Source organism: Paenibacillus sp. HWE-109 (assembly GCF_022163125.1).
Classification (GTDB): Bacteria; Bacillota; Bacilli; order Paenibacillales; family NBRC-103111; genus Paenibacillus_E.
In genome coordinates, this window is record NZ_CP091881.1 from 5543110 (window position 1) to 5562980 (window position 19871).

Sequence of the window (19871 nt, forward strand, 5' to 3'; positions counted from 1 at the left end):
GGCTTCTGCGACTATTTTCCTATAGACCTATCAACCTCGCAGATTCGCTTTTTTTCACGACATCTAGTTGATAGTTTCAAATTTATATCAATATATTGTGTTTGTCAACGCTCGAAATTGTGTCTTTTAACTAGCAAAATACCTAAACCTAGACTGGGCGTGGCTCCGACGGTTTCAAAAATATTTTTTCAAAAAAGACTTGAAATTTCAGATTTGTCGAAACTGTGAGTTAGACATATAGCCTACTAGATATAGATCAAACCTACACCCAAACACAAGCTCCTTAGAGCGCCTCAGCGTCCCTCTAAGGACATCAAAACCGAACAAGCCACACTTCTATCCTGAAACAAAAAAAGCTACTCAGGCGCACACGAGGATGTGCCTGAGCAGCTTGGATCGCAAACTTAGCCGTTGCGTTTTTGGAAATCGCTCATAAAGTCAGCGAGTGCTTTGCAAGATGCATATGGAACTGCATTGTACGTGGAAGCTCTCAGACCGCCAACACTGCGATGGCCTTTCAAGCCGACGAATCCATGTTGTTCTGTTTCTTTGATGAACTTTTTCTCCAGCTCTTCATCTTGCAAACGGAACGTAATGTTCATCGCAGAACGGCTGCCTTGATCAACAGGACCCCGGTAGAAACCACCGCTTTGGTCAATCGCGCTATAAATAAGCCCTGATTTCTCCAAATTGTTCTTTTCAATAACAGCTAGTCCACCTTGCTCTTGAATCCATTTCAATACGAGGTTCACCATGTAGATAGAGTAAACCGGAGGTGTATTGTAAAGCGAATTGTTTTTGCCATGCGTTTCATAACGAAGCATCGTCGGGATTGTTTTCGGCAGATCCTGCAGAAGGTCTTCTTTGACAATGACCACCGTCACACCGGACGGACCGAGATTCTTCTGTGCCCCGGCATAGATCATGCCGAATTTGGAGACATCCACAGGCCGGCTCAAAATATCGCTGGACATGTCACCGATCAAAGGCACGTTCCCTGTATCCGGGTAACTTTGGAACTGAGCGCCTTCAATTGTTTCATTGGAAGTCAGATGCAGGTAAGCGGAATCCGGTTGAATCTTGATTTCGCTCAGATCCGGAATTTTCATGAATTTCTGTTCCTGGGAACTAGCCGCAATCGCCACTTCTCCGAACAATTTTGCCTCTTGGACCGCTTTCTCTGCCCAAGCGCCAGTCAGCACGTAGCTGCCTACTTTACCAGGTTTCAAGAAATTAAGCGGGATCATGGCGAATTGTGTACTCGCACCGCCTTGAATAAACTGAATTTGATAACCATCCGGTATACTGAAAATTTGTTTCAATAATTGCTGTGTTTCATTATGTACTTGCTCATATTCAGCGCTGCGGTGAGATATTTCCATGATCGACATGCCGATGCCTTTAAATTCGACAAGTTCTTCTTGTGCTTTTTGCAGTACTTCGAGCGGTAATGCTGCAGGCCCTGCGTTAAAGTTATAGGCCCTATTTCCCATGAGTGACCACACCTTTGCTTTTGTATTATGGCTATGATAGCAATATTCTCCTCCTGCATCAAGTAAAACCTTCATTGGCAACGCTGGGAAGAGCGTAATCGTGTTCCCGATATCTGCGCTGGGATGATTTTCTACTTTCCGCATAACTTTCCGCTCATTTACAAACAATGGAATACAATTGGTATTTCTTTATGTAAAAGAGGAGGCTCCCTTATGCCAGACGCATACGAAATTGTCATCCGCACCTTATTAGCCGTACTCGTCCTGTTCATCATGACGAAAATCCTTGGCAAAAGACAAGTCTCACAGCTCTCGCTATTCGAGTATATTACCGGCATTACCATCGGTAATTTGGCCGGTTCCATCTCGGTTGATTTAGATGCCAAGTGGTACCTCGGGCTAATCTCATTAACGGTCTGGATTGGCTGCTCGCTGGGCATTGAATTTCTACAGCTAAAAAGTAAAACCATGCGGGATTTTATTGACAGCAAAGCAACCGTGCTAATTAAAGAAGGGAAAGTGCAGGAAGATAACCTAAAAAAAGAACGACTAACCACGGATGAGCTAATGGAACAATTGCGCAAACGATCCGTCTTCAAAGTGGCCGATGTGGAATTCGCCATCATGGAGCCAAGCGGGGAAATTAATGTATTGTTAAAGCGCGAATACCTGCCGCTGACCCCAAGCCATCTCGGTATTAAGGTAGCTCCAGAGAAAGAGCCTCAGGCCGCTATTATGGATGGCAAAATATTAAATGAATCGCTGGCTACGCTTGGTTTAAGCCCAGGGTGGCTGCATACAGAGCTAGACAAACTAGGCGTGACGATTGAGAATGTCTTCTTGGGACAAGTCGATTCTTACGGGCAATTGTATGTAGACTTGTATGACGACAAAATCAAAGTTCCCGTGCCGCAAGAAAAAGCGACCTTATTTGCAACTTTAAAGCAATGCGAAGCCGACTTGATGTTATACGGACTCACCACCAAAAACAAAGAAGCCATCCATATGTATGAGCGCTGCTCAAAACAAATGGAGGACATCATCGCAGAGTTGAAGCCTCTGCTTCAGCGTTAGCACAAATGCTTACCTACTCAAAACTCGCGAATTGGCAGGAGGCTATGTTAGAACGAGCTATGTCGGAAGGGGCTAACCCAAAGGAAATGAACCTTCGGGCAAGTCCCCTTACGAACTCAATACCCTTTATTTGATCAAAATCGTACACTTTGAAAATCTAATGAATTCCCGAAGCGCTATTCCAACCAAATGGTCACCATTCCGCCTATAAACGACTCGATAACGCCAATTCAGTTCATTAGATCGCCAAACATGCCATTTTCTCGTCTATAAGCATCCTGCAGTTCATTAGAAAGGCAGATCGATTGCGCGGGGGAGGTCGGTGCTCGATTAACTTCCGCTATCCCCCATCAGCCGTGAGCTGCACTGCCAGACTAATCGGCCCGGATCCCCCGTCAGTCCAGCAGCACTTCCAAAGTCTCGCTGCGCGCAAGCTCCAACATGCGCAGCAGCTGCTCCGCAGTGTTGCGTTCCAATGAAAGCGGCGGAAGCTCGCTCGCGCCAAAGAAACCCACGCCGGTCGTTTCCAAACCGGCTTCTTCCAGCGCTTGGCCGCCCGTCAGCTCGCATAAGATGAACATCTTGTACACATGGTTCGCTGAGGGAGGATGAGCGTGTCGTTTTTTGTCCAAGACCGCCAACAATCGCAGTGGTTTGACCTCATATCCCGCTTCTTCGTAAGTCTCTTTGACAGCCACCTCAGACGGTGTAAGACCAATGTCGGCCCAACCTCCAGGCAGTGCCCAAGCGCCATCTGCTCTTTCCTTCACTAATAACAGCTTATTATCCTGCAGGACTACTGCCCGAATATCGACCTTTGGCGTTTGATATCCTTGCTCATTGGCAAATAATTCCGTCACTTTATCAATAGGCGTATCTGTAAAATAGCTCATCATCTCTACACTAATTTTGCGCAGCGCCTCATAACGTTCCAGATCATAGCCATTCTCCCCGTAGGTAAGTCCAGCTTGACTGATCGCTTGAATCTCTTTCGCCCAATCCAGCCATGGGATTTGCATCAGTTCCCCATCTCCGTTCCGCTATAATCTTTGATTCCCCGATAAATATCGACCATCTCCTCAAGCTTCATTCGAACGAGTCCGCTGGAAGAGGGGCATACATATTCGATAACGCCTTCAACGACAGGCTCCGGCTGCACGCCCCACGACATTCCCCTGCGACCGCTGTACTGTTCATACACACCTTTGCCTACGAAACAGACAACACTTGGTCGATACGTCACGATCTTTTGCCGCAGAATAAGTCGGCCTTCCCGGTACTCCTCCGGCGTGATTTCTGCCGCTGTCAACGTCGGACGTGCCACAATATTCGTAAATCCGTAACCAAGCTGCAGCAAATCCTGATCTTCCTGAGGTTTATAAAGCCTAGGTGTGATGCCGGCCTGATCCAGAATGCGATAGAAGCGATTGCTTGGGCTCGCATAATGATGACCGGTTTCTCCAGATCGAAGACTTGGATTATATCCCACAAATAAAATTCGCAAATGATCTTCCAGATGATCCGAGATTGGCTCTATGCTCATTAGCGCTGCACCTCCTAAGCCATATGTCTCTACCTAGTTTACCATTATATAGGGGGAAACCAAAAAACTCAGCCTGTTCCCGAGCTCAAGTCAAAAAACCGAGGCATCGCCCCGGCTTCGTTTCAAATAAATTTTATGGGGTCAAACGGTTGGCCAAGTACGGAGGAAACATCGCCTTTTAACCATTTATCAACCAGCGTACTATAGACGCAGCGGAAATCAACCTCATATTTCAGATCACCATTATCCAAGTTGCTTAGACTTGGGTAAGCGCCGTACAGACCGCCATTCACCTTGCCGCCCATCACAAACATGGGAGCCGCAGTACCATGGTCAGTCCCCCCGCTCCCGTTTTCCTTGACACGGCGACCAAATTCCGAGAACATCATCACCATCACACGATCCTGAAGCCCTTGAGCCTCCAAATCTTTGTAGAAAGCTGCCAACCCTTCGTCCACTTGAGTCAAAACCTTGGCGTGCTGCACTTTTTCATCGGCGTGATCATCGAAACCACCTATTTGAACATTAAAAACTCGGGTTCCCGATTTGCCTGCCAACAGTTTGGAAACTAATTGGAGATCTTTTGCAAAGTTCGTTTTCGGATATTCTACTTTATTGGCGTAAGTTGCCGTTAACGCTTGAATTGCCTCAACACTTTTGTAAGCCTCGCTGCCGCGTCCCGCAACAACGCGCAGTTGTTCCACTTGATTCTGGGTACTGTACATGTCCAAAAAGGCTTTCGTTAACCGATTCTTGTCGAGCATCGCCGTTTTGGGATCAATGAGGCTGTACGTTTCAAGCGATTGAATAACGGGGAAACTCACCTTCTCCGATGCAAAAGCCTTGCTTCCGGATCCCCCGATCTGAACCGCCTTCAGCGGGTTATTATTGCCACGCAGCGAAGAATCTACATAGCGTGCCAGCCAGCCGCTGCGGCTAATTTTCTGCGGCTCTGCCGTTTGCCAAATTTCCATTGAACGGAAATGGGAGTGATCCGGCTCTGGATACCCAACCCCCTGAATAACCGCTAATTTGCCAAGCTTATACAGCGCAGACAAGCCAACCAGACTTGGATGCAGGCCAACGTGATTATCCAAGGCCAAAACATCTTTCTGCTGATAAGCCAGCGTCGGCCTGGAATCGTAATAAACCCCTTGTCCATAAGGAATTAACGTATTGATCCCATCATTTCCCCCGCTTAATTGCACAACAACTAGGACGGGATCATCGACTCCCTCATCCAAGCCCGTTGCCAGAATGGACTTGCCGGTCTCCGTGAATAAGGCGCCGCCCAACCCTAATGAAGCGAACAAGGCTGTTCCCTTAATTAAAAAATCCCTTCTCGACAGCTTCATATTTTCACCCCCATTACTTCATTTGAGCCTCTGGGCTAATTAATACTAATTGCATCAAGCCTCTGAGGCCTGTATTTTTTTGTTTGGTATGTACAATCGTATCGTCCGCATAAGAACTAAGTCCTTGCAAGGTCTTATCTGACAAATTCGCAATAGTTAGTCGCTGACTCCACAGCTTAACCCACTCATCAGGACGGTTCGCTTGCTCCGGTGTAAATGCTGGCGCAGTAAGCAGCTTGAGATTCATCTGTTTGGCAATGGACTCAGCGAATTGATACCGCGCTAATAGGGTGTTGGTGTTGAGCCAGGATGTTCCGCCTCTCCAGCCTGCAACGTCCGGCGGCGAATACAGTTCCTGCCCCATTTTACGCATCGCTTGCGCATGGCCCTTGGAAACGCTGAGCTGAAGAGCCTTCAGAATGCCAGCCACATAGTCTGCCGGTGTTTTAATCAAGGCCATTCGATACTTCTCTTCATAAAATTCAGCGGATAAGAACAACTCTTGCAGTACATTTCCAATCGTCGCCTTGTTGACAATGTGCGCTGCGATTTGTTGAACCCAACCTTCTGATGGTGTATCTGTTGCAAAGTATTTAAGCAGCTTGGTTGCAAGGAAAGTGGAAAGCGTCTTCTGATGGACAATAATGTCCACGGCATCCGCTGAATCCAAATTGCCCTTCTCACCCAGCAGTTGTTTCGCATCATTATCGTGCTGTTTAGGATTAAAAGCTACTTTGTTCTCCTTCTTATCGTATGTCCACCCTGTAAAGGCGCGCGCTGCTTCTTTAACATCATTTTCTGTATAGTGACCGATACCGAGCGTGAATAACTCCATCACTTCGCGGGCGTAATTTTCATTGGGTTTGCCTTTTTTATTCCGGTTCACATCCAACCAGATCATCATGGCGGGATCCTGGCTAACGGCAAGCAGCAGCTCCTGGAAATTACCCATAGCATACTTGCGCAGCAGCGTATTCTGCTGAACCATTAAAGTGACATCATTCACCTTATAATTCGCTGTGGCAAAATGGCCATGCCAGAACAATGTCATCTTCTCAACAAGCGGAGCCGCCGAATAGACCATTCGGTAAAGCCAATACATTTGCTGATCGGCCAATTGCAAGGGGTCCAGCGCTTTCTTCCCATCTGCGGTCAATTGATCGAAGGGGATCAATACCGGTGGCTGAGCTAACACCGACTCACCCGCAATCAACCGACGGACGGTCTCCTCGGGGCCGTGTGAAACACATGCGGCAATCTCTTCTTGTGTGGCGCCGAATCCGGCACGAAGCAATAAATGAACTACTTCCTTGTTCGTCCATGGTAAGCCCATGATTTCCCTCCCCACTCCCTAATTTCCAAACTGTACCATACAAATATGTCAAAAGTATGAGCAAACGAAAAAAGAGTTCTCAGATTATCTCTGAGAAACTCCAGCTTGGAACCCTATCAGATCGTAAGTAGCGGAGATGCCTCCTTGCACGCTGAACCTTTCCTCGTATTCCTTATACATATTAGCGAACAGCCGTCGCGAGCTGAAGCCAGGTGCAGTGGCTGCTTCCGAAGCGCTAGCCCCCATGGCTTTGACCGCAAGCAGAAAATCTCTTACTGATGGATACGTTTCTTTTTGAATCGCGCCTGTTTGTTGAATACTCGAAAATCCGGCATCTACGAGCAGGTTTTTCCACTGTCTATCCGTTTGAAATGTGAGTCCATGCCTTTGCGGCTCGACGCCCCCATCTCGATACGCTTGATTAAATGACTGATGCAGCTCGTCAAATGTTCTAGGCCCGAATGTTGTGAACACCAGCAACCCTCCAGGACGAAGCAACCTTCGAAGATGGCTTAATGTTTGTCTTGGATCGCGAAGCCATTGAAAACAAGCACAAGAAACAATAAGGTCGAACGAACTTTCTTGGGCATCCACCGACCATTGTTCTACATCTGCATGAAGAAAACTCACTTGATCCGGCTGGCTGCCGCCGCTAACCAACCGATCTGCATAGATCCGATGCTTCGCCGCTTCTATCATCCCTAGCGCCATATCAATGGCGGTAATCGACGTTCGGGGCCACTCGTCAACCAGCATCTTGGTCAGTGTCCCCGTGCCGCAGCCAATCTCAAGCATGCTTGTCGGCTCTAGATTACCTTCGACCTTAAAGCGGAGCGACGAAGCAAGCTGCTCCGCCATAATGCGCTGAACCTTGGCGTGCGCATCATACGATCCTGCTGCACTCCGATGAAATTGACGCTCAATATCCAATGTCCTTATGTTCATCCCACCAACGCCTCAATTCCTCAGCTATCTTCACTTCTCGTCCCCAAAACGGCGCATGCCCGCAACCAGGTATAGGTATCAAATCTACTTGAGGCCATTGAGCAGCAAGCTCTGCGGCAGCGTTGTAGGGACAAATCTTATCTTCCAACCCATGAACCAGCAGAACCGGACATGTAATCTCCGACATCCGAGACAGAACTTCCTCGCTTCGCAAAATTTTAAGACCAGCAATGAGCGCAGGGGTTGTCCAGCTGCCAATGGGAGGAAAGCTTCGATCAAGACCAGCCTCCCGTTCAGCCTCTGTAAACATCATCTGGCGAAAGCTGCTTTCAACGCTTTGAGGGTCCTTCAGGAGTTGCTTCATCATTTGTTTCAAATAAGCATCAGGCCATCCCCTGTCCCTCTCTTCATAAGAACGGGTGAAACGGGCTGCAGCTGCAAACAACAGGAGGCCATCCACCTCCCCTTTCACAGCTAGCCTTAACGCCAGTAATCCGCCCAGCGACCAGCCTCCGATCAACAGCGGACCGCGGGAGACTTTTCCATTTGCTCCAAGCGCAGCTTTCCAGCGATGAACCGTTATTTCAGTAAGCAGCAGCATCTTTTCAGGCGAATCCATACCGCTATAATCAACAGAAACATGCTGATATTCTGGCAGCAGCTCGCGAAGCTGATCGAAAATAGTCACTGGCATGCTCCATCCGCCAAGCCATACAATAGTGCCTTTCATCGCCATCATTGCCTCAGAACACCCAATTGAATTCCGACGTTTCGGATGCGTACAGCGGCATCGTCCAACTCCTTCTTCGTATGTGCGGCAGTTAGGGAGAAGCGGATGCGTGCCGTCCCCTCAGGCACTGTAGGTGGTCGTATAGCAACCGCGGCGATCCCTTCTTCTTCCAGAGCCGCACTGAATCGCACAGCCTTGTCATTCTCACCAACGATTATCGGTACAATTGGCGAACTGCTGCCGCCTACAGCGAAACCCGCTGCGTGAAGTGAGGCGCGAAAAAGTTTCTTGGCCTCATGAAGTTGTTCACGGCGCCAATTCTCCCACTGCAGCATGTCCAATGCTTTGGAAATGCCAGCAATAAGAGATGGCGGCAGCGCTGTCGAATAGATGAGCGGCCTGGCCTTATTAGTCAGCCAACGAATCAACGTGCGATTGCCGCATACATAGGCTCCGTACAAACCGAAAGCTTTACTAAACGTTCCAACATGGATATCCACTTCGTCCTGCAACCCGAGCGCATGGCACAATCCCTTGCCGTTCTCCCCGTAGATCCCTCCGCTGTGCGCCTCATCAACCATCAGTATCGCTCCATACTCTTTCTTGAGCAGTACGAGTTCCTGTAAGAGCGCAAGATCTCCATCCATGGAAAATACGGCATCGGTCACGATCAACTTTCGCCTTCTATCACGAAATTTACTCAATAACTTACGCAGATGGGCCATATCGTTATGACGATATCGAGCATGTTCTGCACGACACATCTGAATGCCATCCACGATACTTGCATGATTGAGCTGATCACTGAAAACAACATCACCGCGACCTGCGATTGCACTGATAACACCTGTATTCGCCATATAGCCATTTGCAAAAACAAGTGCTGCTTCCGAGTTCTGCCACTCAGAGAGGGCTTCTTCAAGCTGCTCATAAACCGCCCGATTGCCAGTCACAAGACGTGATGCCCCTGATCCACCCCCCTCGGTCAGCAATGCCTCTCGCATCACTGCGATAATGGCAGGATGTTGGGAAAGTCCCAGATAATCATTGGACGACAGATTAAGCAGCGGGCGATTTCCGCGAATCGTATAACCAGGGTGTCCTGGAAGAGGGCTGCTAGCACGCATGGAACGCAGTATCGAAGCTCTATCCATAGCCTCAAGCTCTTCTTCCATCCAATTCATAGTCGACACCTTCTTAGAGAGCATTTGTTTCAATTTCAAATCCCAAATCTTCAATCATTTGGTGATCTGCCGAAACATCTTGACCTGCTGTTGTTAAGTAATCACCAACAAATAGTGAATTCGCTGCGAACAATGAGAGCGGCTGCAGACTGCGGAGATTGACCTCACGACCACCAGCTACACGGATTTCCTTGGATGGACAAATGAAACGAAATAAAGCCAGCACCTTCAAAGCTTTCATCGACGACGTGCGTCCTGCATGTTCCAGTGGTGTTCCGGGAATGGCATTCAGGAAATTAATTGGAATCGAATCCGCATCAAGTCTGCGGAGTGCATAAGCCATTTCAACAATTTCTTGATTCGTCTCGCCCATGCCGATAACGACACCAGAGCAGGGAGACATGCCGTGCAGCTTTACTTTTTCCACGGTATCGATACGCTGCTCATAGGTATGTGTGGTAGTAATAGATGGATAGTTGGCTTTACTCGTATTTAAATTGTGGTTATAGCGATGCACACCAGCTTTGGCCAGCCGTTCAGCTTGCTCGTCCTTGAGAATGCCCAAGCAAGCGCAAATTTTAAGCGGCATCGTTTCACGAATTTCACTGACGGCATTCACCACTTGATCCAACTCCTTGTCTGTCGGACCTTTTCCGGAAGCCACTATGCAGTAGGTCCCCGCTTTGCGTGCCATAGCTTCACGTGCGCCAGCAAGCAGCGAATCCTTATCAAGCATAGTATAAGTACGTACCGGCGCCGTCGAAACAATCGATTGCGAGCAATAGCCGCAGTCCTCAGGACAAAGTCCGCTTTTAGCATTAATAATCATATTCAGCTTCACTTTTTTACCATAGTAATGCTTTCTCACTTGGAACGCAGCCTGCAACAGCGGCATGACTTCCTCATGATCGGCTTCGAGCACTGCCATACCTTCCTCTAATGTTATCACCTCGCCTGTCAACGCTTTATTCGTCAGTGTTTGCCACTCTATATGAGCTGCCCTTGTACTCATTTCATTCATCCTCCCTGAAGCTTTCTTCTATAAAAAGAGTTTTCTTTCGTTCACCTTAGGTTGAACTGCAAAGCCTGCCGAATTGGTGCCAGGTCTATTGTTTTTCGTACAGTATGTATCAAGGCATCTGAGTTGGCATCAGCTTGAAGGCTGGGAAAACGTCCAAGGACTTTAAGCCCGCTATACTGCTCAATAAGTTCCCCGTTCGTTGCAACGCTCGGGTCATCCAGCAGCTGCGTGCGTTCACCATCATTCAAGATGACGCCAATAATTGGAATGGCGTGATGTCTTAGATAGGCTTCCGTCAGAAGCGTATGGTTAATCGTCCCGAGGCCGGAACGGGCAACGATGAGCGCTGGCCTATGAAGCTCCGCAATCAAATCTACCACGAGCGCATCATCATTCAGCGGAACGGCGACGCCTCCTGCCCCTTCGATGATCAGCGCTTCATATCGCTTAGCGAGCGGTTCACCCGCCGCGATAATGTCCTGGATCGTCAACGTTATGCCGACATGCTTTGCGGCAAGCATTGGCGTAAGCGGAGCTTCAAAAGTAAAAGGCGCCACCGCTTCCGGTGTCTCATCAATTCCCGTACTTTGCAGCAGCCTTTCAGCGTCCGTTACTCCGCTCCATAGTCGTGCACCCGATTGCACTGGCTTCCAAACACCAGCATTCAATCCCTCCGCTCGAAGTGCAGCCGTAATAGCTGCCGTCACGATGGTCTTCCCTACACTGGTGTCTGTCCCAGTTACAAATAATCCTGGAATCGATCCCAAATTGGCCTGATTCATCATGAATCTCTGACTTCTGTGACATGTATAATTGAATCCCTCAAAATATGGATCATCGCTTCAAGCTCAGCTTCTGTGCTAACAAGCGGGGGAATGAAGACGATCACATTGCCAAGCGGCCTGGTTAACATGCCAAGCTCTCTGGCTCTTAGGCTCGTGCGAACGCCTATCCGCTCTGCCCAATCGTAGGGCTCGCGCGTAGCTTTATCGCGTACCAGCTCGATCCCGATCATCAGTCCTTGCTGCCTGATATCTCCGACATGCGGCCTTTCTTTAAGCGCTGCTAGCTTATTCTCCACGTATGAAGCCTTGCGCTTAACGCCTTCAAGGATATTTCGCTCGTCGAACAGCTTCAAACTCGCCAAAGCAACAGCACAGCCAAGGGGGTTTCCCGTATAGGAATGACCATGAAAAAAAGTTTTCTGCTCATGGTAATCCGCATAAAACGCCTCGTAAACCGCATTCGTTGCCAGTGTAGCCGCTACAGGCAAATAACCGCCGGTTAAGCCCTTCCCGATCACCATCAAATCCGGTGACACATCCTCGAGATCACAGGCGAACATCGCCCCTGTTCGTCCGAAGCCCGTCGCTACCTCGTCGGCGATGAGCAGTACATCATGCTCGCGGCACAGCGCTGCCATCTCGCTTAAACAGCCTTGCGGCATAATGATGATCCCGCTGGCTCCCTGCACAATGGGCTCGACAATGAGCGCCGCTATCTCGTCCGCCCGCGCTTCTAGCAAATTACGCAAGGCAGTTAGCGTAGCTTCCTTCGCTGCCAACGCGCCCCCTTCATGACGATAGGCATAGGGATATGGAATGGTGTGTGAAGGAAACAGCATTGGACGGAACACATCATGATACAGAGGGATAGCGCCGACACTAACCGCACCAATCGTATCGCCGTGATACGCCTGATTCATCGTAATAAACGTCGTTTTCTTCTTCACTCCCTGATTGTGCCAGTACTGAAATGCCATTTTGAGCGCAATCTCAACGCCCGTTGCCCCTGAATCGGAATAAAATACTTTGGCTAATCCCTGCGGAGCGATGTCTACCAGCTTCTCGGCAAGTTCAATTGCCGGTATATTGGCCATTCCCAGGAGTGTGGAGTGGGCGACACGCCCCAACTGATCAACAATGGCTTGATTCAGCTCAGGCACATTATGACCATGCACATTGAGCCAAACGGACGAGAATCCGTCATAATATGCTCTGCCTTGAACATCATAGAGCAGAATTCCTTCGCCGCGTTCTATAATAAGTGGGGCTGCGTTGTTGTAATCTTTCATCTGGGTAAATGGATGCCATAAGTGCGAAGTGTTCATCGCAGCAAGGCGTTCGTGTTGGGTTGACACATATGTTCACCATCCCGTTTTTAATTGTCAACCTAAATTATTTTTATAGGTTGACAATAGATTAGCAGATGGAGACAATTCTGTAAACAAAAAAAGGAGATTGTCTCAAAGCCTGAAAAGTTACAAAGCAGCAGTAGATGCCACAAAGAAAAACGGCTTCGCCGCTCTGAGAGATCAGCCTCTTAGTAGCGACAAAACCTGTTAAGGGAACTAGAGGACGCTATATAGGCAAATAGTAGGGATGCTAGGGTATAAGCGGAACTACAGGGTCTTATTTCCACGAAAAACGCTGAATTTGCCTTGAAACAGCAAAATAGCGGACTGGAGTTCCCTCACCCCCGCGATTTGGATACTTTTGGCTAGAATAGCGGACTGTAGTTCCCTCTGTTCGCACAAGGCGGCTGGAGTAACTCCGCGCTCACTCCAAAACATATAAACTCTTATATATCAAAAAAAGGAGCTAAGCGTATAAGCCGCTTAGCTCCTTTTTTTGATAATAATATTAATGCTTTACCGTTAATTGTTTGGTCAGATCGAGGAATGAACTTACGACACGGCGAACCCGTTTATCCACATCTGGGTGGATATCACTATGTGCTGCGCCTGTTTGGAAACTATTCCGTTGATCGCCCCCAATGGATAACCATTCTGGACAATTAATTCCATGAAGATTGCGCACAATCGCTTGCAGCTGCGTCAAAGAACTTACAGCAATAGCCCCACCTGCCGAGCTGACCGATAGAACAGCTTTATTTTTAAAATAATCTTGCCCCACATGATCAAGTGCATTTTTCAGGACACCAGAAATTCCACTGTGATATTCCGGGGTTGCAAGTACAATGCCCTCAGCTTCATGAAGAGCTTGTTTGAAAGATTCCAGGGCTTCATGACCACCATGCGCATCATCCGGTGAATAGAAAGGAATCGGAGATTGGTACAAATCAACGAACTTTACTTGATGTCCTTCTTGCTCAGCCAGATGTTGAATATACTGGGCCAGCTTCGTGCTTGTGGCTAGTTTTTGATTACTTCCTGCAACGATCGTTATTTTCAACTTGAATCATCCCTTCTTATTAAAAAGCTACCCCCTCCATAGATATCTATGAAAGAAGTAGCTTATTGTTTATTTACGTATAAGTGCTAAAAATTAGCAATCGAAGTAAAGGTTGTACTCGTGCGGGTGAATACGGATTGCAACAGCTTTCGCTTCGCCGCGTTTCAATTCGATGTAGTTATCGATGAAATCTTGTGTGAATACGCCGCCTTCGATTAAGAAGTCGGAATCAGCTGCAAGTGCATCCAACGCCTCATCCAATGTGCCTGGAACGCTGCGGATTTCAGCTTTCTCAGAATCGGACATTTCATAGATGTTTGTATCGAAAGGACCGTATCCAAGAGCACGTGGATCGATTTTCTTTTTGATACCGTCAAGACCAGCCATCAACATTGCCGCGAAAGCAAGGTATGGGTTAGCTGTGCTGTCCGGTGTACGGAATTCAATACGACAACCTTTTGGTGTCACAGCTGCGATTGGAATACGAACTGCTGCGGAACGGTTACCTTTGGAGAATACAAGGTTTACCGGCGCTTCGTAACCAGGAACCAGACGTTTGAAGGAGTTTGTGCTTGGGTTTGTCAAAGCGATCAAAGCTGGTGCGTGGTAAAGGATACCACCGATATAGTTGATTGCCATTTCACTCAAGTTTGCATATGCTCCTTTTTCATAGAACAAAGGCTCGCTTCCGTCGAAAATGGACATGTGAACGTGCATACCGCTACCATTGTCACCAAACAGTGGTTTAGGCATGAATGTTGCTACTTTACCATATTCTCTAGCTGTGTTAGCAACGATATATTTGTATTTGAGCAAGTTGTCTGCTGTTTTCGTCAATGTGTCAAAACGGAAGTTAATTTCAGCTTGACCAGCTGTAGCTACTTCATGGTGATGACGTTCAATGCGAAGACCTGCATCAGCAAGCTTGTTACACATTTCGGAACGAATGTCTTGTTGGGAATCCATTGGAGCTACTGGAACATAGCCGCCTTTAACTGGAACTTTGTAACCAAGGTTGCCGCCTTCTTCTTTACGGCCCGTGTTCCAACCTGCTTCTTCGGAATCAACTTCGAAGTAGGATTTGTTCATGCCATTTTCGAAACGAACGTCATCAAAAATGAAGAACTCGGATTCCGGTGCGAAGAATGCTGTTGTACCCACACCTGTTGTTTGCAAATATTCTTCTGCTTTTTGAGCAATGCTGCGTGGATCGCGATCATAACGCTCGCCTTCAGGCGTATGGATGTTACTCATGATAATCAAAGTTGGATGAGCTGTAAAAGGATCAATATAGGCAGTTTCTGTATCTGGCATCATTACCATGTCAGATTGTTCAATACCACGGAATCCTGGGATGGATGAACCGTCAAAAGCTACCCCATTTACGAAAGTATCTTCGTCTACTTCAGTAGCAGGCAAAGAAATATGCTGTGCTTTACCGGAAAGACCTACGAAACGAAAATCTACCCACTCGATGTTTTTTTCCTTGATAAGGTTCAACACGTTTTGAACTGACATTTAAAAAACCCTCCCATTTCCGTACATTCAACGTACTTTACATGATTAATGTTCAACTTTTGCTTGTTATCTTGCACATATTATATAGCGATACAGCTTACACAGTCAATACTTATGTCAGGTATTTTTTATTGATGTGTAAGCTAATCTTACACTATTTCACATACTTGTCGCATATCCAAAAATAGGAAGACTGGTTTCTTCTATTAAGAAGAAACCAGTCTTTTCTAACATTTTCCTATTAAGCTATACTAACTTCTTTCGGCGTATCAAACTTTTTGCCAAGCAGCGGAGCCAGCTTCTCAAGATCTACAAGCAGGTTGGCGAATTGGTCTGGGAATAAGGATTGCACGCCGTCGCCTGTCATGGAATTATCCGGATCTGTATGCATTTCGATAATAAGACCGTCTGCTCCAGCCGCAACAGATGCTTTGGTCATTGGCACTACCAGCTCTCTGCGCCCTGTGCCGTGACTAGGATCAGAGATGACAGGAAGATGGCTCAATTGCTTAAGAACCGGGATCGCCGATAAATCCAATGTATTCCGCGTGTAAGTTTCGAATGTTCGGATTCCGCGCTCACAAAGCATTACATTGGGATTGCCGCCAGCAAGGATATACTCGGCTGCATTCAGGAACTCATCGTAGGTAGAGCTGAAACCGCGTTTCAGAAGGACAGGTGTCTGGATAGTCCCCAGTTTGCGAAGCAGATCGAAGTTCTGCATATTCCGTGTACCAACTTGGAGAATATCCGCATATTGTGCACATACATCTACGTACTCCGGAGTCATGACTTCAGTAATCGTCAGCAAGCCATGTTTCTTACCTGCCTCTGCCATCATAATTAATCCTTCAACGCCGACTCCTTGGAAGCTGTAAGGACCTGTTCTTGGTTTGAAAGCACCGCCGCGCAGAACCTGACCGCCTGCCGCTTTCACCAAACGTGCGATTTCATCGATTTGCTCCGGTGTCTCTACCGCACAAGGGCCGCCCATGACAACGAGCTGTTCGCCTCCAATTTCAACGCCTTTGATCTTGATCACTGTGTCGGCCGGATGAAAGTCACGGCTTGCTAATTTGTAGGACTTCGATATTTTCACGACTTGTTCAACTCCTGATAATTGACGTAGCTGTTCAGCAAGCTTAGGATCAGCTTGACCGATAATGCCGATGACTGTGCGGTCTTCACCTTTGGAAACGTGCGCCTGTACACCTTGCTTCTCAATAATTTGGACAATTTCCTGAATACGCTCATCAGTTGTGTTATGGGATGTAATCGCGATCATGTTCTACACACTCCTCTGTTATATGGGTTATTTCACTATATCACTTCAACGCTTGTTCGCTTCTATGCTTCTACGCTTTTAACCACTAAAGTAAATATACAACGCTTGACGAATATTCGTCAAGCGTTAATTTATTGTCTATTCTTTTGTATGCGAAGCAACGAGTTGCTCTTTACGAATTTTGCGTTTTTCCTTACGGCGATTCGAGTGATACTTGAGCAAGAGCATGACCGGGAAATAGGCGATGAGTCCAAGAATCGCGCCAACCACCATCCCGCCAACAATCAAGTCCAAACCGCTTCTAATGATATTAGAGAGCATATGCGGCAGATGATGGATCAAATAGACCTTGAAGTGCTTAGGCACCAGCCAATCTCCGACTTGCTTATTCAGAATCGAGAACGGAATGTAGATGATCTTACCGAATACAAAACCAATTAAAGCCGCTGGTAAGTTAGCCCTTAGTAAATAGACCAAGGGAAAGATTAGAACAAAGGCAAAACCTGCTGTCGGCAAAGTAAACATTTCTATGGCCAAGCCAATGGAAAATCCACGAGCTACCTTAGATGGACCGCCTTTGGCCCTTAGGAGACCTAAATATTTATATCTAAACCAGCGTTTTGTGCTTTTCCAATCGTAGCGAGTTTTCATCATTTTCACCTTCTGAGTGCTCTGCATGCTGGTCTCAATCCCGCCCTGTGGAATAATTGCGAATTACTCACGGCTAGCTGCTTTGGACTTCACGGCCGGAATAAGCTTCTTCATATTAATAGTACGTGTAATTCCCCAAGTGGTTTCATCTTTTGCATCATACGCATCAAGGTAAGTAATGACTTCTTTGGTAATTGGTGTCGGTGTAGAAGCACCGGAAGTCACACCTACTTTGCGCACGTTCGTTAACCAATGACGGTCCAGCTCAGAGATGTCCGATATGCGATAAGCTCTGACTCCGGCAATCTCTTCAGAAACTTGCGCCAGGCGATTGGAATTATTGCTTTTGGGATCTCCAACCACGATAACCAAGTCGACTTCCTTCGCTTGTTCGGCTACTGCTTCTTGTCTCACCTGGGTTGCCAGGCATATTTCATTGTGAATCTCTGCTTTCGGAAAAAGCTCAAGCAACCGATTCATGATATGTTTGATATCCCATTGACTCATTGTTGTTTGGTTCGTAATAATGATGCGCTGCGCTTTGATGTTCAGCGCATCGGCTTCTTCTAATTTCTCAATCAGATGAACATGCTCCGGCGCTACACCCACGGCCCCTTCAGGCTCAGGGTGGCCTTTCTTTCCGATGTAGATGATGTCATAGCCATCAGCGACCTTCTCGCGGATCAAATCATGGGTCTTCGTGACATCTGGACACGTGGCATCCACGACAGTCAGCCCTTTGTCACGGGAGCGGCGTCGAACTTCAGGCGAAACGCCATGAGCGGTGAAAATAACCGTTCCCTGCTCGATTTGCTCGAGTATTTCCAGACGGTTCTCGCCATCAAGGGTAATAACCCCTTCTTCTTTGAAGAAATCCGTGACATGCGCATTGTGAACAATCATGCCTAATATATAAATAGGTCTGGGAAGATTCAAGTTTTTTGCAGTTTGCATCGCAAGTGCCATGGCATCAACAACACCATAACAATAGCCTCTAGGAGATATACGTAGTACTTCCATGTCTTCCACCCACCTGTATAATCATATTTCCTTTTATTATAGCTGATTACACAGGTAGAGGAAAGTTAGCCGGCAACCAGATCATAAAGGTACTGCCTTCATCCTTGCGAGTGGTCACTTCCACAGACCCGCCGTGCTCATCAATAATCCATTTGGCGATCGACAAGCCAAGCCCCGTGCCTGCAGTAAGCCCCCGCGATAAATCCGCCCGATAAAATCTGTCGAAAATATAAGGGATATCTTCTTTATCCATTCCTATGCCCGTATCTGCAATTTGGATACCGATAAAGTTATGGGTTCGCGATACCTCGAACGATACCATCCCCGCTGGTGTATACTTAAAGGCGTTTTCAATGAAAATAAAGAGCAGTTGCTGTAAATAATCTCGATTCCCCTGCACGATAGCATTCTCCAGATCGTCTAATTCCCCGACACACCATTCGGCCGTATGTTCGAGGAGCTGAGCTCTCCTAACGACTTCTTGCACAAGCGGCAGCATCTCAACAGGCTTCTTCTCCATGAGTCCACCAGCATCGGCTCTAGCAAGCGCCAAGAGATCATTCACCAGCCGGCTCATTCGCTGAGCTTCTCCGGCAATATCATGCATCGCCTCCAGCGACATTTGCATCTGCTCCGGCGTTGAGAGCTCCGTACTTCCTGACGTCATCTTCCACATCTTCTCGAGGAGATCGACATTGCCGCGGATCGTCGTAAGCGGTGTTCGCAACTCATGAGAAGCGTCCGATACGAACCTGCGTTGGGCGCGGTAAGCTTCATCCAGTTCTAAATAGGTGATTTGAATCCGTGACAACATCCCGTTAATAGTTTGGGTGAGACGGCCAATTTCATCGAGCGGCCCATCATACAGGATTCGTTTCTCCAAATCATCTCCACTACCGATTTGATTGGCCGCATCAATGACGCGTTCAATCGGTTGAAGCGCTTTGCGCGAAAGGAACCAACCTAAGGATGCCGCAACGATAATCGTCAGGAAGGCCCACACAAAGAGCGTATTCCTCAGCGTCACAGACGTTCTTTCGTAACTGCCAATGGGCACTGCCGCTTGCAGAATACCGAGCAGTTGGGTTTGTCCATCTACCTTGCCTATGATTGCTTGATGATAAATAAGGAAATCCTGCCCGAGCACCTTCGTCTTTTCAAAAAAGCCACCCTCATTCTGTAAGCGCGAGACGACATCCTTGGCTAACGGCAAGGTCAAATCATAAAGCTGTAAGTTATTCGAACGATTGAATGTTTTGAGCGTTACATTATATAATTGCAAAAACATATTCGTGGAATAAAAATCTCGACTTTCCAGCTCCAAATCAACAACAAGACCCTTCTGCGAAAGCGCAAAGCTTTTTTGAATACGCTGTGACGTATTCCCAGCTTCCCGCTTCACATCCTGCCGAATTTGATCATACAGAAAGTAATTCAAGAAGAAATAAAGAACAATGCCGAAAAGCAGCATCGTCAGTGCCAATATCCCTGAATACCAAAGCGTTAGTCGAAAACGAAGAGACAT

General features: G+C 47.4%; 18 protein-coding genes. 1 reads left to right on the top strand and 17 read right to left on the bottom strand.

What is annotated here, in order from left to right; translation table 11 throughout:
- Window positions 1–404: 404 nt before the first annotated feature.
- Complete coding sequence (gene serC, locus LOZ80_RS23580; protein ID WP_238173087.1) at window positions 405–1493, bottom strand: 3-phosphoserine/phosphohydroxythreonine transaminase; 1089 nt, start codon at window positions 1491–1493, stop codon at window positions 405–407.
- Window positions 1494–1706: 213 nt separating this feature from the next.
- Here serC and LOZ80_RS23585 point away from each other — a divergent pair, with 213 nt between their 5' ends.
- Window positions 1707–2567, top strand: a complete 861-nt coding sequence (locus LOZ80_RS23585; RefSeq protein WP_238166990.1) for a DUF421 domain-containing protein — start codon at window positions 1707–1709, stop codon at window positions 2565–2567.
- A 395-nt stretch (window positions 2568–2962) separates the two neighbouring features.
- On the opposite strand, the gene LOZ80_RS23590 is transcribed toward LOZ80_RS23585, so the two are convergent.
- The 16 genes from LOZ80_RS23590 to LOZ80_RS23665 form a co-directional block, all read right to left on the bottom strand.
- On the bottom strand, window positions 2963–3586 hold the full coding sequence (locus LOZ80_RS23590) for an NUDIX hydrolase (protein ID WP_238166991.1): 624 nt from the start codon (window positions 3584–3586) through the stop codon (window positions 2963–2965).
- The gene (locus tag LOZ80_RS23595; RefSeq protein ID WP_238173088.1) at window positions 3586–4104 is read right to left on the bottom strand and encodes a mismatch-specific DNA-glycosylase; all 519 of its coding nucleotides are present in this window, start codon (window positions 4102–4104) and stop codon (window positions 3586–3588) included. The genes LOZ80_RS23590 and LOZ80_RS23595 overlap by 1 nt, the downstream gene beginning before the upstream one ends.
- Window positions 4105–4232: 128 nt before the next feature.
- Window positions 4233–5465, bottom strand: a complete 1233-nt coding sequence (locus LOZ80_RS23600; protein ID WP_238166992.1) for a DUF1501 domain-containing protein — start codon at window positions 5463–5465, stop codon at window positions 4233–4235.
- Window positions 5466–5478: 13 nt separating this feature from the next.
- Window positions 5479–6798 carry a DUF1800 domain-containing protein gene (locus LOZ80_RS23605; protein WP_238166993.1) on the bottom strand — a complete coding sequence of 440 codons (1320 nt, stop codon included), beginning with the start codon at window positions 6796–6798 and terminating at the stop codon, window positions 5479–5481.
- Window positions 6799–6882: 84 nt separating this feature from the next.
- Entirely contained in the window at window positions 6883–7743 is an 861-nt protein-coding gene (gene bioC, locus LOZ80_RS23610) for a malonyl-ACP O-methyltransferase BioC (RefSeq protein ID WP_238166994.1), read from the bottom strand.
- On the bottom strand, window positions 7718–8482 hold the full coding sequence (locus LOZ80_RS23615; protein WP_238166995.1) for an alpha/beta hydrolase: 765 nt from the start codon (window positions 8480–8482) through the stop codon (window positions 7718–7720). The genes bioC and LOZ80_RS23615 overlap by 26 nt, the downstream gene beginning before the upstream one ends.
- The gene (gene bioF, locus LOZ80_RS23620; protein WP_238166996.1) at window positions 8479–9657 is read right to left on the bottom strand and encodes an 8-amino-7-oxononanoate synthase; all 1179 of its coding nucleotides are present in this window, start codon (window positions 9655–9657) and stop codon (window positions 8479–8481) included. Before bioF ends, LOZ80_RS23615 begins: the two co-directional genes overlap by 4 nt.
- 13 nt (window positions 9658–9670) lie before the next feature.
- A complete protein-coding gene (gene bioB / locus LOZ80_RS23625; protein WP_283214687.1) occupies window positions 9671–10669 on the bottom strand; it encodes a biotin synthase BioB in 999 nt (332 codons plus the stop codon).
- 50 nt (window positions 10670–10719) lie between these two features.
- Window positions 10720–11463 carry a dethiobiotin synthase gene (gene bioD / locus LOZ80_RS23630; RefSeq protein ID WP_238166998.1) on the bottom strand — a complete coding sequence of 248 codons (744 nt, stop codon included), beginning with the start codon at window positions 11461–11463 and terminating at the stop codon, window positions 10720–10722.
- Window positions 11460–12788, bottom strand: a complete 1329-nt coding sequence (gene bioA, locus LOZ80_RS23635; protein ID WP_238173089.1) for an adenosylmethionine--8-amino-7-oxononanoate transaminase — start codon at window positions 12786–12788, stop codon at window positions 11460–11462. The genes bioD and bioA overlap by 4 nt, the downstream gene beginning before the upstream one ends.
- Window positions 12789–13320: 532 nt before the next feature.
- Complete coding sequence (locus tag LOZ80_RS23640; protein WP_238166999.1) at window positions 13321–13872, bottom strand: NADPH-dependent FMN reductase; 552 nt, start codon at window positions 13870–13872, stop codon at window positions 13321–13323.
- Between the two features lie 93 nt (window positions 13873–13965).
- Complete coding sequence (glnA, locus tag LOZ80_RS23645) at window positions 13966–15390, bottom strand: type I glutamate--ammonia ligase (RefSeq protein ID WP_238167000.1); 1425 nt, start codon at window positions 15388–15390, stop codon at window positions 13966–13968.
- A 241-nt stretch (window positions 15391–15631) separates the two neighbouring features.
- Complete coding sequence (gene aroF, locus LOZ80_RS23650) at window positions 15632–16675, bottom strand: 3-deoxy-7-phosphoheptulonate synthase (RefSeq protein WP_189012622.1); 1044 nt, start codon at window positions 16673–16675, stop codon at window positions 15632–15634.
- A gap of 138 nt (window positions 16676–16813) precedes the next feature.
- Window positions 16814–17329 carry a DUF2062 domain-containing protein gene (locus tag LOZ80_RS23655; protein WP_229757647.1) on the bottom strand — a complete coding sequence of 172 codons (516 nt, stop codon included), beginning with the start codon at window positions 17327–17329 and terminating at the stop codon, window positions 16814–16816.
- A 60-nt stretch (window positions 17330–17389) separates the two neighbouring features.
- Window positions 17390–18346 (bottom strand): 4-hydroxy-3-methylbut-2-enyl diphosphate reductase, encoded by a 957-nt coding sequence (locus LOZ80_RS23660; RefSeq protein ID WP_238167001.1) that lies wholly within the window; start codon window positions 18344–18346, stop codon window positions 17390–17392.
- A gap of 46 nt (window positions 18347–18392) precedes the next feature.
- Entirely contained in the window at window positions 18393–19871 is a 1479-nt protein-coding gene (locus LOZ80_RS23665; protein WP_238167002.1) for a sensor histidine kinase, read from the bottom strand.